This window comes from Paenibacillus enshidis, assembly GCF_042136365.1.
In the GTDB taxonomy this organism is placed as follows: domain Bacteria; phylum Bacillota; class Bacilli; order Paenibacillales; family Paenibacillaceae; genus Paenibacillus; species Paenibacillus enshidis.
Window position 1 is genome coordinate 71,736 of record NZ_JBHHMI010000016.1, and the last position, 16,925, is coordinate 88,660.

Genomic DNA, 16,925 nt, shown 5'->3' on the forward strand with positions numbered 1-16,925 from the left:
CCTTATATAAGATAGCAGAAAATTACTCGTTTTTTTGTGTTGTTAACAAATTTGTCGATATTTCTTTTGATTTTGTGAATTTAATCTCAAAAAAAATTTTTTCTCTTGCAAATCTTCACCGGATCAGGTTCGGTATTCTGGCCCAAGAAAACGCTGTCTATTCAGCTCTGCCCAGGCTTTCATAGCCTATAATCTATAATCTTAAAAAAAGATCCCCGACGCAGCCGTTTCCGCTCACCGAAGATCTTCTCATAGCAATTCACTAAGTACATTCATGGGTGCAGATATCTTCTAGCGAAGGTCATTGCCATCCTCCTGGTCTTCTCTTTTGCGTATAGCACCCATATATTTCCCTATAAAGTAAATAAATATACTTCCCACCACAAAACCGATCCCGATCATCAGCCCCAAATTACGATCACTGAAGAAGCTCAAATTGACCACGATGGTGACCAATCCTATAATTAACGCCACCCAGAAAAAGAAAGTCATGGCCGCTACGGAGCGCTTCATCCGCTTGTCCTTTGTTTCTACTTTATCAATGGGCTGGGTTCTGTAAGACATAACAACACCCTCCTTCCAAAGCTCATTTCCAATTCCCGATACCTGTTAAGTATCCCGCAAAAACATGGAAACCATGTAATGCTTAATTAAACAGAATGCGAGTCCTGGTAAACAAAAACCTATGGCTTACCGTTTCCTTGTTCTGAGACGCTCCGTGCATATCCCTACTTAACAGTAAAAGGAACTGGCAACCAAAAGGAATTTGTTACACCCATAAAATCAAAAAAAGGCTGAGAACAGGAAGCAGTTTACCCTGTTCTCAGCCTTTAGTACCCCAAAAAAATGAAAAAGTAGAAAGAACCCTTCTCAGAAGGATTCTTGGGGAATCCCTCGGTTAAGACTGTCCGCTCCATAATTGTACGCGGTCCTTGATCAGTTGTGTATACTCCTGTTCCATTTTAACCGCACCGGCTGCGTCCAGTTCCTGCAGCATGCCGTCATATGCTGCATCAAAGCTTTCGGGCGGGCTCAGAATGGCTTCCGGGATGCGTTTGCGGATGATGTCCTGTGTCTTCTCGAAGGTAACATGGTAATTGGAGCCGGTCTCGACGGTCAGATTGTAGGCTGCTCCCCACGGCTTGACCGGGAATTCCTCCTTATCCGGGAACAGCTCCTTCCAGGTCTCGACTCCATAAGCTTTTAACGTTTCTTTCTCAGGCTCGGAGTAGGATGCGACAATCTGCTCCGGGAATTTGGTTGTATAATAATTGCCTGTGGAGTCTTTAACTCCATCGCCGTAATGCCCGCTCATCAGCGTATACAGATCGATCCCGGTATTTTTTTGGAAGCTGGTGGCATTGTTGGTTTTCTCGTTCAGCACATCCTCTGGAATGACCCGCTTACCGTCCTTCACCTCGTAATGCTTGCCCTCGATCCCCCAATTGAGCAGCACCTGCCCTTCTTCGGAAGCAAGGAAGTCAAGGAATTTAATGGCCCGCACCGGGTCTTTACAAGAGGTCGTAATGCCGACACCATAGCCTGAGGTAAAACCTGCATTCTGGAAGGTGCGGTCTTTGTATTCTTCTGACAATGTGACCGGGAAGTGAGCATAGGTGGCATCCGCCTTGCCTGCGGTTTTCAAAGCATTTTCTGCGTCCTGATATCCCCACTCCTGATCAATCAGTCCAAGCACGCGCCCGCTTGCAATCTTGGACTTGTACTGGTCGCTTTTCTGCACAAAGCTTTCCTTGTCAAGCAGCCCTTCGTTGTACATCTTGTTCAGCCAGCGGAAATATTCCTTTTCCTCCGGCCGCTTGTAATGCAGCTTGGCTTCATGGGTTTGAGGATCGATGTAATATTCCCCGTCATCCGGGGCCCCGGTCGCCTGAAATGCCGGATTGGTCACCGTAATCATGATTCTCCAGTCATCCGCATCCAGCGTAAGCGGGATGGTGGGCTGCCCGTCAATCGTCGGGTGCTTCTCCTTATAGGCTCTCAGCACGTTTTCAAAATCTTCGAGCGTCCTCACCTCCGGATATCCGAGCTCTTTCAGCACCCTGTGCTGAATTTCAAATCCACCTGTAGCATCAAAGTAGGTCTGATCCACCCCGGCATAGGAAGGAATCACGTAAATCGAGGGATCCTCAAGACTGTATTTCAAACGGTCCATGTAGGGTCCGTACAGCTTCTTCAGATTCGGCGCATGTTCATTGATCAGATCCGTCAAATCCAGCATGGCGCCGGCATCCACCAGCTTTGCCACTTCCGCTTTGGCAGACACCAGGTCCGGATAATCACCGCTGGCGGCCATGAGGGAAATACGATCTTTACCGCCGTCGCTGATCGCAAACTCCGCATCAAGGGTAACACCTGTCCGCTTAATGATTTCCTGTCCGATCTCATCTTTCATATGGTTCCATTGCGGACTCGAGTCCGCGCCAAAAAAAGTGAACGTAATCGGATCGGTTCCGCTGCTTGAGGCAAGCTGCTCTTCGCCACTCCCGCAGCCTGCGAGCAGGGAAAGGGACAGCAGAGGAATGAGGGTGAATTGGGCAATCTTTCTTGAAAACATTTGAGTTCCTCCCAGAGAAAAGTAAGGTTCAGGACTTAACTGCTCCCAGCGTCATACCTCCGACAAAATATTTTTGCAGGAACGGGTATACCAGCAGAATCGGCAATGTAACCACAATCGTGATGGCCATTTTGATGGATTCCGGCGAAATCTGCGTCATTTGCTGAGCCATGTCATTGACATTTCGGACCGATCCGCTGCCACCCTGCTGGGTGCTCTGAAGCACTTTCATAAGCTCATATTGAAGCGTGGTAAGATGCTCTTTCGAGCCGTTGTACAAATATGTGTCAAACCATGCATTCCACTGGCCTACCGCCAGAAACAGGGCAATGGTAGCCAATACAGGCTTGCAGAGAGGAAGAATAATCCTCCAGTAGATCGTAAAATCGTTGGCTCCGTCCAGTTTGGCCGATTCCTGCAAGGCATAGGGCAGACCGTCGATAAACGAACGTACGACAAATACATTAAACGCACTGACAATTCCGGGTAAGATATACACCCAGAAGGTGCCGATCAAATGGAGATCCCGCATCAGAATATAGACCGGAATCAAACCGCCGGAGAAGTACATGGTCAGGGCCAGAAATACGGAAACGAATCTTCTTCCCTGAAAATCCACTCTGCTCAGGGTGAAAGCCAGCATCGAAGCGCTGAGCAGGCCCAGCAGCGTTCCTGCCAGCGTGCGCAAGATCGAAATTTGCAGGCCCTGCACAAGCCCCTCATACTGAAAGATCGTTTTGTAGTTTTCCAGCGTAAATTGACGAGGCCAAATATAAATGCCTCCACGAACGGTATCGGTTGAGTTATTAAGCGAAATGGCGAGCACATTAAGGAAAGGATAAAGCGTTATGACAAGCACCATCGTCATGAACAGAATATTGAAAACATCAAACAGCTTCTCCGATCTCGTCGCATTAAAGGCTTTATTGGTCAATGGAGCTCCTCCTTTACATAATGCTTTCTTTGGTGAACTTCTTGAACAGGCCGTTAGCCGTGAAGAGCAGGATAATGCTGACTACCGAGTTAAAAATGCCAATGGCTGTTCCGTAGGAGAACCTGCCCATGTTCAGACCGTAATTCAAGGCGTACAGATCCAGTACCTCCGAGTAATCCATGACCAGGCTGTTGCCGAGCAAAAATTGTTTTTCAAAACCGATGCTGATCAGATGGCCGATGGACATAATGAACAGCACCGCAATGGTGGACCGGATGCCGGGCAGCGTAATATGCCAGATCTGCCGCAGCCGGCTGGCTCCATCCACCCGGGCGGCTTCATATTGCTCCTGATCGATGCCTGTAATGGCCGCCAAATAAATGATCGTATTCCACCCCATTTCCTTCCACACATCGGAAGCGGTTACAATATACCAGAACCAGCTCCCCTTCGCCATGAACTGGATCGGCTCGTCGATCAGGTGAAGTCCCATGAGCACGTCATTGACAATACCGCCGTCAATGGACAGCATTTTGGTAACCAGGCCTGCCACTACGACCCAGGACACAAAGTGGGGAAGATAGGAAACCGTCTGCACAAACCTTTTGAACACCATGCCCCTGAGTTCATTCAACAGAACCGCGAACAGAATAGGCACGGCAAAACCGAAAACAATGCTGAGCCCGCTCATGGCCAGCGTATTGCGCAGCACCAGGTAAAAGCGTTCGTCCTGAAAAAGCTCCGCGAAATGCTTGAATCCTACCCACTTCTGCTCACTAAAGGAACGAGCCGGCTTATAATCCTGGAATGCCATCGTCCATCCCCATAAAGGAAGGTAATTAAAAACAAACACCCATATGACAAAAGGCACCGACATCAGGTATAGATACTTCTGCCGCACTGCGGTTTTCCAAAAAGCGGCCTTGTGCCGTTTCGAATCGGCTTTGCCCTTGGATGTGTTGCGGGAAGCCCTATTGTTACGCGGCGCGGGTTTGGTTAACGTGTCCATAACAATCCCCCTTTTACATGCTACCAAGATGATACCGCTTACATTAGCAATTTGATACCTGCTGAATTAGAGGAAAAATCCGGTCATTTTTAGAGATTTCCTCTTTAACTGCCCTTTGCCAAAAAGAACCCGGACACATGTCCGGGCCTCACCTCTTTTGAAATTCACTCCGGCTGCCTCTTCTCCCGGTTATAGCTCCGGTATGCGGAGGGAGAGCAGCCTACATATTTTTTGAATTTTGCATGAAAGTAGTCCGTATTGGCATAACCTACATGCTTCGCCACTCCGTGCACCTTCATTCCCTCGGCAAGCAGCCGCTTGGCATTCCTGATTCGCACTTTATCCAGATAAAGGTTAAACGGCTCTCCGGTATGCTGCTTGAACAGCTTCCCCAGATAAGAACTGTTATAATTGAAGGTTTCCGCCAGCAGCTCAAGCTTCAGATTTTCCCCATAATGTGCATGAATGAAGTTCACAATCTGCTTCATGACCGCCTCTTTGCTGCCTTCGCCCAAGCTTGCCATCAATTGCTTCAGCCGCAGTTGCACCCGCTCCACCAGCTCGGGAAGTGAGCGCTGTCCATAGACTTCCGCAATCAGGCTGGCCGGTTCCAGGGAAGAACGGCCCCGTTCCCGCCCTGCCATATATTTATCAAGAGCAAGCGTCAGAACTCGTGCAAAGCCCTCTTTGACAGACTGCTCGCTGCCCCCATGGGATAAGCACATCTTCTCCATGTCCTGCAAGATCTGGGCAACTGTGTCCTTATTGGCCATCTCCAGCGCATAATAAAGCCGGTCCGCCAAATCCCTGTATGGCATCCCTGATTCAGTCTCAAGGAACGTGTCCCCGGAGTTCTCAAGCTCATTCTGTCCCAGGGCCACCCAGTCGGAATAAAGCAGAACCTTGTCTCCCCGAAACAAAAAACGCCGTTCCAAAAGGAAGCCCGCAGCATCGCAGGAGGCTTTAAGCTGCCCCAGAGAGGTTACTTCCCGGCTGGCCGCCGCATATACGGCTGTGGCACAGGAAGACAGCGTCTCCCGAATTTCCCTCATCAGCTCTGACGCCTGTTCCGGCCTCTCCAAGGGCCGCCGCAGCAAAATGCCTGTATGGCCGCCTGCTGTAAAAACGAAGCCGTAACTCCGCTCACGGCACATGTTCGATAGCTGTTCCCTGGCCGCCGCCATTCTGCCCATCCGGTCCGTATCGGGAAGACAGATATCCAGCATGATCACCTGGTAAGAAGGCCATTGAAGCTCCGGAGGGACGGGCCCGGGCTCTTCTTCCCCGCCTTTATAGGCATTCAGCAGCAAAGCTTCCAGATAATCGCTGTACCTGTCATGCCTTCCATCGGCAGCCTCCCTGCTCTCAAGCATACGGTATATGCGCTGCAGTTCCTCCGCCATTTCCTCCTCGTCGACCGGCTTGAGCAAATAACCATCCGCTCCGATACTGATCGCCTGGCGCGCATATTCGAAATCGGCATACCCGCTTAATATAAGAAAATGGAACGGTATTCCCGCCGCTTCCTGCTGTATTTTCCGGATGACGTCTAGTCCGTTCATACCCGGAAGCCTGATGTCCATAATGATCAGATCGATCTGTACGCGCGCAAGCTTCGCCAAGGCTTCCCTGCCGCTGCCCGCCGTATCCGCCACTCTGAAGCCGAGAGAGCCCCAATCCATAATCGTGGTCAGCCCTTCCCGAATTGCCGGTTCATCGTCAACGATCAGTACATTATACATTTGCCTCCTCCTCCACAGGTAAAGTAAAGCAGACCCGCGTTCCTTCTCCCGCCTTGCTGTTCATCCGAATCCCGTACTGTTGCCCATACATCAAGGTCAGGCGCTGATGCACATTCCGCATGCCGATACGACCGGCTTCCGGCTCTTCTTCTCCTTTGAAGGAAGCCTCAACCTGCTCCAGCTTGAACGCCTCCATGCCGTTGCCGTTATCCGTCACCTCGGTATGCAGGCAACCGCCGTTCATTCGCACGCTCACCATCACGGTAACCGGCTCCTCCTTATTTTCAAGACCATGCACAACCGCGTTTTCCACCAGGGGCTGGATGATCAGCGGGGGAATATGCGCTTGCAATACCGCCTCATCTACAACCACTTCATAGTTCAGGCGTTCCCCATAACGGAATTTTTGAATTTCGAGATAGGAACGCACCATTTCCAGCTCCTCCCGCAGTGTCGTATATCCACCTTTGATTTCAATATTTTTACGCATCAGCTTGCCCAGCAGCCTCACAACCCTTGCGATGTCCTTTTCTCCCCTCATATGGGCCTTCATCCGTATCGATTCCAGCGCATTAAACAGGAAATGGGGATTGATCTGGCTTGCCATCATTTTCAGCTTGATATCCCTCTGCGCCAGTTCAAGCCGGCTGTTCTTTTCGCTTGTATCAGCTACCTGCTGCATCAACTGATGGATGCTCTCCACCATCCGGTTGAACTGGCGCGATAAATCGCCGATCTCATCTCCGCCGTCCACTCTGGTGACTACATTCAAATCTCCGCGAGCCACCGCATTCAAATCTTCACGCAGCCGCTGCAAGCGTCTTGTAATCAGGACAGATATCATTGACACCAATACAAGCGCCGCAACCAGCACCATCAAAATGCAAATAAAGCCGATCAGACTAATACGATTGGCCCCGCTTACAATGCTGGCCGTGGAGAATACGGATATGATCCTCAGGCCGCTTTTGCTCGACTGTGGCAGCAGTTCGTCCACAATAATGTTAGCGGATTCCCCATTAACTTCAGCTTTATAGGTTCCTTTGCCTTTGCTATGAAAATCAAAGCCCAGCTTCAGCTCTTTCAGCGTCCTTCCCACCATATCCGGGTCCTTGGCGGCAACCACAACCCCCTGCTCGTCGGCAATCATCGTATGAAAGGGCTCTTTGCTGAGCATGCCGTTCAATTCGTTCTGATTAATGCCGATGACAAGCACACCACTCGTCCGGTGCTCCGGGAACGGAATTTGCCTGACCAAACTCAGCTTATTCAGCAGATCGTCTTTTGCATCACGAATGTAGTACCAGCGAATTTCCGTCCCCGTGAGTGCTTCCTTGAACCAGTATGCATTTTGCGTATCGATATCCACGGGAATGAACTCCAGGTTGTTGACCAGTGTTGAATTAAACGAGTAAAAGCGAAGGCTGTCGATTTCCCGGTACTGTTCCCTGTATTCCTTGAAGTCGTCGAATTCATGATAGGCTCTGGTCAAGTCCAGCATGCCCTCATAACGTGTGTTCACGATAGCGTTTAAATTGCTGTCAAACATGAGCTGGTTGGATATGTCTGTTGGCACGCGGAGCAAATTGCCTGTCTGGGTTTTAATCTTCTCCACATTGTTGACAGTTTGTGCAATGGCGCTTTGCAGCGCCTGCTCCCTCAGATAGACAATCATGGCCCCTCCGACGAGCAGCACGGGGATCATCACGATCACCACATAAGAAAACAGCAGCTTGTTTCGCATCCGGACATTGTTGATGATTCGCGGTACTCTTCCCACACATGCCGCCTCCTGTTTTAAAAGCGCTTTCATATCCCTGAAGCCAAGAAGCCTCCATAAGCAACTAAATAAACAGAGGAATGTTGGTCTCATCTCAATTCCTTTTGTATATCGTCATCCTGGAGGTTGTAGTGCTGGCTCTATAAATACATTCTGGGGAAGAGCATACGGATTATCCTTGGCGATGCGGTCATAGAACATCATTCCGTCCAGATGGTCCAGTTCATGCTGAACGACGATGGCCGTATATCCTTTGAACGTATAAATTTGCTCTATTCCCTGTGCATCCGCTGCTTTGACCTTGATCCTGGCATAACGGGGGACATAACCCGGCACGTAACGGTCCACCGAAAGACAGCCTTCCCCGGCCTCCAGATAGATCATGGCGGCTGAATGACTAATGATTTTCGGATTATACAGCTCACAGACAACGGTTTCTTCCCCTGATTGGATATAGACGGCGCACATCCGCTTGTTCAGGCCGATCTGATTGGCCGATAAGCCTACCCCGGCCCGCAGACCGTATTCGGCGGCTCTCTCTTCATTCTGGCTGTTCTTGAGATAGTCCAGCATCAGTTCCATCCAGCGGCGGTCCTCACTGCTTGGCGGCAGGGATACAGGCTCTGTACGCTTGCGCAGGATGGGGTCTCCTTCCCTCACAATATCACTCATGAAAAGAATTTCGGGAACCGGCAGATTATTCATTCCTTTTGCCTCAACTTCCTTGCTAGAATTGTGCAACATTCAATATGACGACATGTTATTCATATGTAATTACTGTTGTACATTGATGTTACTGTGAAAAGTTTCCTATGGCGTCTTTTGTAAAATTATATCGACGACCCGGCAAGATTGTCAAAATATCTGTTATGCAGGCTGCCATACCCTTAGTGAAACGTTTGTGCTCAACAAAAAACGGACAGTTCCGATGGAACTGCCGCATGTAAGCATTTTATAATATCGACGCGGTCAGGACGGCTGCTCCAGCTTGCTTCCGGAAGCTCCGTGCAGGCTCGCTTTGGAGATTCCTGCAGTCCAGGTTTCGTAATATTGGGAGTTTTTCCCGTAGGAATTATCGATCACCACATTTGGCATGTCCAGCAGGCAGGATAAGATGTGGCCGTGCAGTCTGGAGGTACGGACCTCCTTGTAGGAACTGAACAGGCCGATCGCCTTGTTCATCAAATAATCGGTATATTTATACCAGAAGGTTCGGGTCGGAAGCGGGCCGCCAAGCTTCTTGTCCAGACGGTAAAACTTCTGGAAATAGACGATGCCCCGGACTTCCAGCGGGGTAAACATCGTATCCCAATCCAGCCGGTTGCTGTCGTCCGCTTCCCTGTCAAACTGCTGCTGTCCGGCAACGGTCTCAATATCTGTACGCAGAAAATAGAGCACATCGTTCACTGGCATGGCTGTCGGCTGCAGCGGCCATAGCTGGTGCGCCATATCCGGGCACATGCGCACCCCGCATTTATGGAACTTCGCCGTTGCAAAATCATAGGAGCGCGTGTCCCGTACGAAGATATGTAGATCGGGATGGTTATTGAAAAGCGCGGCGGCCATGTCCGCCTTGCGTTCACTTTCAAAATGAATGGTCTGCGGCATGACGACAATCCGGTGGGACGGGAAATCACGCACGACCTTCTCCCGCAGATTCTGATGGTTGGCGTACAGGTCGCCAAAATTTCCTCCACCATGGCAAACGATGATCCAGTTGTCCGGTATGTTCAGCTTGGCGGGAAAATCCATCGCACTGTAGCGGGCACGGACTTTGATATTATAATCACGGAAAAACTTCTCCGTTCCCTTCATGATCAGCACGTCCCCGCCGTTGTTATACACCGGATAATCCACATACATAATTTCCGATCCCTGAGGCACCACCTCAAGGATTGCTTTCAGCTTCTCTTTCAGCTCATCCATTGGATGCAAGTTCGCCATCTTTCAATTCTCCCTTCTTACGCTTCTTTTGTATGACCTGTCTCAGGAACGCAAAATCCTCCCTGTCAAACACGATCCGCCGCAGCGGAACCTTGAAGAACACCGGAAAAGAGAATACGGAAAAGGCAAGACGGACGCAGGCTCCGGCTAACAGCGCCAGCGCAATTCCTTCCAATCCGAGCAAAGGTGTAAATATGAAGAACATGGCGACCGTGATCGCATAGGCCGCGATCTGGCGCATAAGCACCAGACCAGGACGGCCAAGGGCATTAAACGCGGATGCCAGAATCCATGAGCCCCCGCCGATGATGCATTCCAGCGAGAGCAGATAAAAGGTCACATCCGCTTCCAGAAAAGCGGAGCCATACAGCAGCCCCAGCATATACCGGCCGATGAACAGGCTCGGAATGATGACGATGAGCATGATGGCCATGGATATGCGGAAGGCTCTGCCGACAGTCTCGATAATCTTCGCTTGGGACAATCCCGTCACCCGTGGGAAGGTTACGTTTGTCACCGCATTTTGCACCACATTGAATACCCTGGATAAAGCATAAACAACGGAGTACAGCCCGAAATCACGCGGCGACAGTAAAGCTATAATCACTATTTTGTCCGTTTGCGTGGACAGCGTCCCCATCAGCTCCATGCCGTACACCCGGACTCCATAGCTGTAGTAGGGGCGCATTACTGTTTTATCAATGGACAAACGGAAGCGACGAACATGCACCGAATGGCGCAGCTTGAAAAATGTCCACAGCAGCGCGGCCAGACTGGCCGCAAAGTTGATGGCCCCCGCAATATACACATTGAGGAACCCGAGTAACCAGACAACCATCAGACCCGCGAAATTAATAAACGGGTACAGGAAAAGCAAACCGTTATAAACGTCGAATTTTTCAAGGCTCTGGGACAGCGCCGTCGTTAATGCCGTCAGCACCGCCAAGGGTATGGCGGCTATACAGTATAATCTTGACAATTGAATGATATCCGGGGAATATCCGTTCAGCCACATCGGCATAAACAGCCAGGAGATCCCGCCTGCCAGCAGGCAAGCAGGCAGCTGTATCCATAGGGATAATCCGAGCAGCTCCTCGGTGCTGCCCGTCTTCTTTTTTATGTTGTAAATGAGGGAGGTGGGGAGGCCAAAGCTTAACACGCTGCCGATCAGTGCAGGCCAGAATAGCACTGCCGCCAGTTCTCCCTTCCCCTCTACCCCGAGCATCCGTGCAGTCAATATCGAAGTAAGCGTCGTGACGATCAGCACGAAAAAATTGTTAAAGCTGGTACGCATAATGGTTTTGGCGAGGCTGTCGCCTGTAAACACTTTTTTGGCTGCCGTCCAGGCGCTCATCTTACTCACATCCCTGCTCTGCTTCTATACTTGCTTCCTGCGACACGACCGCTGTTAACCGGCAGCCTCATTGGAAAACATCGCTTTTAACGCCTTTTTGTATCCTTTGATTGCGGAATTATTCTTCTTTGGTCTCTCCCTAAGCATCAAATACAGCGTAGTCCAGCACAGTGCCGCATATTTGATCAGACCGGACTGCTCATCCCTCAGCAGATGAATATGATTCATCACGCGCATGTAGGCTACATGCTCCATATTATCGCGGGAAGACGGGGATTCATGATGCAGCAGCTTTAACTGGGGGTTAATATATAAAGGCCCGCTCTTCAACGCAATGCGGGACAAGAGCAGGTCTTCACCGACACTGTAGCTTTGCAGCCAGGGAACCGGCTTTAACCCACGGACCGCTTCCTTGCGGAAGGACATGTTGCAGCCGTGAAAAAATTCGGTTATAAACGTCTTGCGGGCCTTATGCCAGTTGTACATGGAGCCTGATTGGCCGCTGAGGGACAGCTTCCCTTTAAAAGGGGACTGCTGAAAGGACAGCAGGCAGCGGATGGTTCCAAAAAGGCTGTTACGCATGCCCAGCGCGACCCCGCCCACTCCTGCGGCCCGGGGATATTCCTCATAGGTGCGTATTAAATTCTGAATATAATCGGCGGGAAGCTCTACGTCGTCATCCAGAAACAGGATAACGTCTCCTCTGGCGATCTCGACCGTTTTTACTCTTGACAGCCATAGTCCCGGCTGCTCCTTACGATGGTAGCGCAGCCCCATTCCTGTCGGTTCCAGGATCTGCTTCTGCTGCTTCAGAAACTCCTCCGTCAGCGCTCCGTCATCAACAATCAGCACTTCAGCCCGCAGTCCGGATGCCGGCGGGCTGGACTGTGCGATGGAGGAAATGCAGCGTTTCAGATCCTCCTCCCGGTTGCGTGTGCATATGGCAATGGACAAGGAAATCATCTGGCTCCCTCCTTCGGTTAAGTGAGGCCTTTCCTGCCGATGGGCAGGGAAGCCGTATATTCATCATATTTCTGCTTGCGCGGATTCAGGACAAACAGAACACCCTGCGCATATCCGGCTACCGCGTTGAAGTTTCTTTTGATGGCTTGCTTGACCATTAAATAGGAAAGCGTCCAGAGCAGTGCGATGTAACTCCAGAGCCCCGCTTTTTTCAGACGCAGAAAATAATAATGGTTGACAGCCGTGGCTTTGGCTACCTTGCCGGCCTTATCCCGCGAGCTAGGAGACTCATGATGTATGATTCTGAGATTCGGATCAATGACCAGCTTGCCGTACCGGCTTGCAAGATGGCACATGTACAGATCGTCCGCAACCGCATAACTTGTCATCCATGGATAGGGCTTCATATCGCACAGTGCAGACCGGCGGAAGGACATATTGCAGCCGTGGAAAAATTCAGTGGGGAATACCGACTGGGCCTCTCCCCACTGCAGCAGCGAGCCCGCCAGACCGCTTGGGGACAGCTTGCCCGGCGAGGAGGACATTTGACATGTCAAAACGCCCAGCAGCTTACCTGCCCGGCTTGTACTCAGTCCCTTGGCGACCCCGCCGACACCTGCAATACGCTCATCCTGTCCGTACATATCCAGCAGATGTCTGATGTACAACCTGTCATCCAATTCCGCATCATCATCAAAATAAAGCACGATATCGTGTTTCACCATGGACAGCGCTTGATACCGGGAAAGCCACACGCCCGGTTGCTCTTTCTTATGATACTTCAATTCCCCGCGCGGCAGCCTGGAGAGCATTTCCCGGTACTCCTCCAGCTTGTGTGCCGGGATATCGCCATCGTCGACAATCAGCAGCTCAATTGCCGTATCGTTGATATCCTGCTGTGCGGCAATGGACTGAATGCAGCGTGTCAAATCTGCAATCCGGTTCCTTGTGCAAATGATGATCGAGACATCAGACATGCTACGGTCTCCTCCTATCCTGTCCGTTTCTCTTTTCCAAGAATTATTTTCCAATTGTTGGATTGTATAATTCTATTTTAGCGTCGACAACATTTGAGTGTACATACCACTTTTGTATACTTTTTCGGGCATATGAAAACTTATAGGTAGGGAACAACAAAAAAAGAGAAATGGCCGTAAAGCCATTCCTCTTCATTGCGGATCAAAAGTCCAGAAACAGCGTCGCATTGACATATCTGCGGGCCATGGACAAAAAATAGGAGTTTTGTATCGATACAGCGGCCACCAGCAGCGCGTTCCTGAGCGCTTCACGCTGGTTCGGACTGAGGTGGACAAGATCATCCGTATACCTGCCTGCCGCGCGCAGCAGCATATCCTCTGTAAGGCCATCCTTTAAGGTGGAGGCAGGTCCCGTACCGGTAATGTCAAACATCCCGTCACCGTTAGCGTCGAGTTCCTCGAACAGGGATGAGTATGCAGCGTAAAGATGCATGGGCTGCATCAGGTCGTCGCTGTCGTCTCCCGGCTGTCCGAAGAGAATATGAAACAGCTTGCGGATGGATTCAAAATCAAGGCTGGATTTGAGATCCTCTATAATGAGCAGGACGGCTGCCTGGTTGATGGAGTATTTTTTTCCTACCTGTGGTGATCCAAGAAATTCCTTAAAATCCCGCTTCACCCAGTTCTGCATGGAGGTCAGGGAAACATGGCTATACTCGATTAGTTGGCCGAGCGAGGCGATCTCCTGCAGGGAAAAAGCTGCGATCTGCCTTCCTTTAATGATTTTCTCCAGCACAGGAGTCACCTCGGTGCTCAAAAAGGCAGGCAACGTGCTGCCGGCACGAAGCCGGTCCTGATGATTCTTTCTCCAAGCCTCCTGAAGTACGGCCAAAGGCTGCATGCTCTGACAGTTATCAAGCGCAAGCAGCAAATGGGCCATGTCGCTGCGGGTCATTGTAAAGGACTCCATTTGCCTTCCTCCTTATGCTTACGTGTTGCATTTCAAGTTCATGCGAACCCATCATACGCCTAAGCATGCAGGTTGTAAAGAGCGAGGAAGAAAAAGGCGAGAAAGCAGACGATCAAGGTCTATTCTTTCACTATTTCGAACAAATTTGGGGCTCAGAAGGTTGACAGCTTTCTTTTTAACAGTTGTACTTTTTCTTTTAAGTTCTTAAAATAAGTTCATATGAACTTAAATTTATCAGAAAAGGGATGAGTGAAAATTATATGGACATAGGTGTCAGTCTATTATTGTTCGCGTTGTTAATTGTACTGAGTGGTTTCTTCGTGGCTACTGAATTTGCCATCATCAAAATTCGTTCCAGCCGTGTGGATCAGTTGGTGGTGGAAAACCGCAAAAATGCTAAGGCCTTGCGGAAGGTAGTCAGCAATCTGGACGGATACTTATCCGCCTGCCAGCTTGGTATTACAATAACGGCGCTTGGACTTGGCTGGCTCGGTGAACCGACTGTGGTCAAAATTTTGGAGCCTGTATTTATTAAACTAGGCATCAGTGGTGATTTTGGCCATATTCTGGCTTTCATAATCTCTTTTATTATTGTGACTTACCTGCACGTCGTTATTGGTGAATTGGCCCCTAAAACATTGGCGATTCGCAAAGCGGAAACAGTCAGTCTGTTAACATCTCCTCCGATTATCTGGTTTAACCGCATCATGTACCCCTTCATCTGGCTTCTGAACGGCTCTGCCAACAGGCTGGTCCGTTTATTCGGATTAAAGCCCGCGTCGGAGCATGAGGAGGCGCATTCCCAGGAAGAGATTCAAATTATCCTGTCGGAAAGCATGGAGAGCGGGAAAATTAACAATACAGAGTACGGATACGTGAACCGGATCTTTGCCTTTGACGAAACCGTGGCCAAAGAAATTATGGTGCCGCGTACCGATATGGTTTGTCTGTATACCAACCGCAGCTTGAAAGAGAACATGCAGACTATTTACGATGAGCAGTATACCCGCTTCCCGGTAGCAACCGAAAGTAAAGACCAGATTATCGGGATGATCAATACGAAGCAGTTGTTTCTGGAGCATGACCGGAACCCGGATCTGGATTTCAAATCCCTGATTCACCCGATTCTTACGGTACCTGAGGTAATCCCGGTCAATGACTTGCTGAAACGGATGCAGAAGGAACAGGTTCATATTGCGCTGCTGGTGGATGAATACGGCGGCACATCCGGTATTATTACGATCGAAGATATTCTGGAAGAGATCGTCGGCGAAATCCGCGACGAATTCGATAAAGATGAGCGCAAGGAAGTCGAGAAGCTGTCCGAGAACAGCTATCTGATGGATGGCAAAGTCATCCTGTCCGAATTCAGTGACTTGACCGGTCTGAATCTGGAAGATGAGGATGTCGATACGGTCGGCGGCTGGGTGTACAGCCGTATTCCCGAACCGAAGACGGGCAAAGAATACACTGAGGGTCATGTAAAAGTCATTATCCGCGAAATGGGCAAAAACCGTGTAAGACGTGTGGAGGTTATTATCGAGGAGCCGTCGCTTCTCAGCGGAGAAGAAGAAACAAACTAAGTTTGAAATTCACCGAAAAACGTTGTACACTTTACTTCGTTCTGCACAGGTGTGAAAGAAAAACGTCTATCGATGTAATTCACAGAAGCCAGACCGCGTTTAGCAGTAGTTTTTCTTGCGATTCCAGGAAGATTACACCAAGAAGTTTATACAGTCTGGAATCTTAAAATAAATGACAGGGCATACGGCTTGGCCGCGTGCCCTGCATGCGTGTGTGGGGAGGAGAGTAAAGTACATGGACTTTTTGTCAGCGATTATTATGGGCATTATCGAGGGATTAACTGAATTTCTACCCGTCTCATCGACCGGGCACATGATTTTGACGGCCCACCTGCTGGATCTCAACACAGACAGTGAATCCGTAAAGACGTTTGAAGTTGTCGTACAGCTGGGCGCCGTGCTTGCGGTTGTCGTATTGTATTTCAGGAAGTTTCTGGGAATGTTCGATTTCCGGAGACAGACGCTTCAATCCTTAAAACCGCGTCTAAATCTGCTGCATATCATCATCGCCATGATCCCGGCTTCTTTGCTGGGCGTACTGCTGCGTGACTTCATCAAGCAGTATTTATTCGGTCCGCAAACGGTGGTATACAGTCTGGTTGCCGGAGGCCTGCTGATGATTGCGGCTGAAAAATTCCATCCAAGAGCAACCGCAGAAACGGTAGATGAAATTACATACAGACAGGCTTTTATCATTGGATTATTTCAAATTCTTGCCTTGTGGCCTGGCTTCTCCCGTTCAGGCTCGACGATTTCCGGCGGTTTGTTTGCAAAAGTAAGCAGCACGGCAGCGGCCGAATTTACCTTCCTGGTGTCTGTTCCGATTATGCTGGGGGCTACGGTTGTCGATATGTACAGCAGCATGGAACAGCTGTCCACAGGTGATTTCCCTGTATTTGCCGTAGGTTTTGTTACCGCCTTTATCGTAGCGATGCTGGCCATCAAGAGCTTCCTTGGATTGCTGAAACGGTTCAGTCTGACGTCGTTTGCAATTTATCGCTTTGTGCTGGCGGCCGTTTTTTTCTTTATTATTCTGTAACTAAAAAGGATGTATCCCGGCGTTTGAATAACCGGGAACATCCTTTTCCTTTTGA

The 16,925-nt window shown here is 49.8% G+C and carries 14 protein-coding genes; 2 read left to right on the forward strand and 12 right to left on the reverse strand.

Going from position 1 to position 16,925, the window contains the following annotated elements:
• Positions 1-291 precede the first annotated feature (291 nt).
• From ACE41H_RS17160 to ACE41H_RS17215, 12 genes are all read right to left on the reverse strand, one after another.
• A complete protein-coding gene (locus ACE41H_RS17160) occupies positions 292-564 on the reverse strand; it encodes a hypothetical protein (RefSeq protein ID WP_375356705.1) in 273 nt (90 codons plus the stop codon).
• Positions 565-898: 334 nt separating this feature from the next.
• Positions 899-2,575: an ABC transporter substrate-binding protein gene (locus ACE41H_RS17165; RefSeq protein ID WP_375356706.1), complete on the reverse strand. Its 1,677-nt coding sequence runs from the start codon at positions 2,573-2,575 to the stop codon at positions 899-901.
• 28 nt (positions 2,576-2,603) lie between these two features.
• A complete protein-coding gene (locus ACE41H_RS17170; protein ID WP_375356707.1) occupies positions 2,604-3,509 on the reverse strand; it encodes a carbohydrate ABC transporter permease in 906 nt (301 codons plus the stop codon).
• Positions 3,510-3,522: 13 nt separating this feature from the next.
• The gene (locus ACE41H_RS17175; protein WP_375356708.1) at positions 3,523-4,518 is read right to left on the reverse strand and encodes an ABC transporter permease; all 996 of its coding nucleotides are present in this window, start codon (positions 4,516-4,518) and stop codon (positions 3,523-3,525) included.
• A gap of 164 nt (positions 4,519-4,682) precedes the next feature.
• Positions 4,683-6,260 (reverse strand): response regulator transcription factor, encoded by a 1,578-nt coding sequence (locus tag ACE41H_RS17180; RefSeq protein WP_375356709.1) that lies wholly within the window; start codon positions 6,258-6,260, stop codon positions 4,683-4,685.
• Complete coding sequence (locus ACE41H_RS17185) at positions 6,253-8,073, reverse strand: cache domain-containing sensor histidine kinase (RefSeq protein ID WP_445974748.1); 1,821 nt, start codon at positions 8,071-8,073, stop codon at positions 6,253-6,255. Before ACE41H_RS17185 ends, ACE41H_RS17180 begins: the two co-directional genes overlap by 8 nt.
• An 81-nt stretch (positions 8,074-8,154) precedes the next feature.
• The gene (def, locus tag ACE41H_RS17190; protein ID WP_375356710.1) at positions 8,155-8,745 is read right to left on the reverse strand and encodes a peptide deformylase; all 591 of its coding nucleotides are present in this window, start codon (positions 8,743-8,745) and stop codon (positions 8,155-8,157) included.
• Positions 8,746-9,009: 264 nt separating this feature from the next.
• Positions 9,010-9,984, reverse strand: a complete 975-nt coding sequence (locus ACE41H_RS17195) for a polysaccharide pyruvyl transferase family protein (RefSeq protein WP_375356711.1) — start codon at positions 9,982-9,984, stop codon at positions 9,010-9,012.
• Complete coding sequence (locus ACE41H_RS17200) at positions 9,959-11,338, reverse strand: lipopolysaccharide biosynthesis protein (protein WP_375356737.1); 1,380 nt, start codon at positions 11,336-11,338, stop codon at positions 9,959-9,961. Before ACE41H_RS17200 ends, ACE41H_RS17195 begins: the two co-directional genes overlap by 26 nt.
• 54 nt (positions 11,339-11,392) lie before the next feature.
• Entirely contained in the window at positions 11,393-12,301 is a 909-nt protein-coding gene (locus tag ACE41H_RS17205; protein WP_375356712.1) for a glycosyltransferase family 2 protein, read from the reverse strand.
• Between the two features lie 17 nt (positions 12,302-12,318).
• A complete protein-coding gene (locus tag ACE41H_RS17210) occupies positions 12,319-13,278 on the reverse strand; it encodes a glycosyltransferase family 2 protein (RefSeq protein WP_375356713.1) in 960 nt (319 codons plus the stop codon).
• A 202-nt stretch (positions 13,279-13,480) separates the two neighbouring features.
• Entirely contained in the window at positions 13,481-14,248 is a 768-nt protein-coding gene (locus ACE41H_RS17215) for a DUF1836 domain-containing protein (protein WP_375356714.1), read from the reverse strand.
• Between the two features lie 260 nt (positions 14,249-14,508).
• Here ACE41H_RS17215 and ACE41H_RS17220 point away from each other — a divergent pair, with 260 nt between their 5' ends.
• Together ACE41H_RS17220 and bacA are read left to right on the forward strand one after the other, a co-directional pair.
• A complete protein-coding gene (locus ACE41H_RS17220; RefSeq protein WP_375356715.1) occupies positions 14,509-15,831 on the forward strand; it encodes a hemolysin family protein in 1,323 nt (440 codons plus the stop codon).
• 235 nt (positions 15,832-16,066) lie between these two features.
• Entirely contained in the window at positions 16,067-16,870 is an 804-nt protein-coding gene (bacA, locus tag ACE41H_RS17225; RefSeq protein ID WP_375356716.1) for an undecaprenyl-diphosphate phosphatase, read from the forward strand.
• Positions 16,871-16,925: the final 55 nt, after the last annotated feature.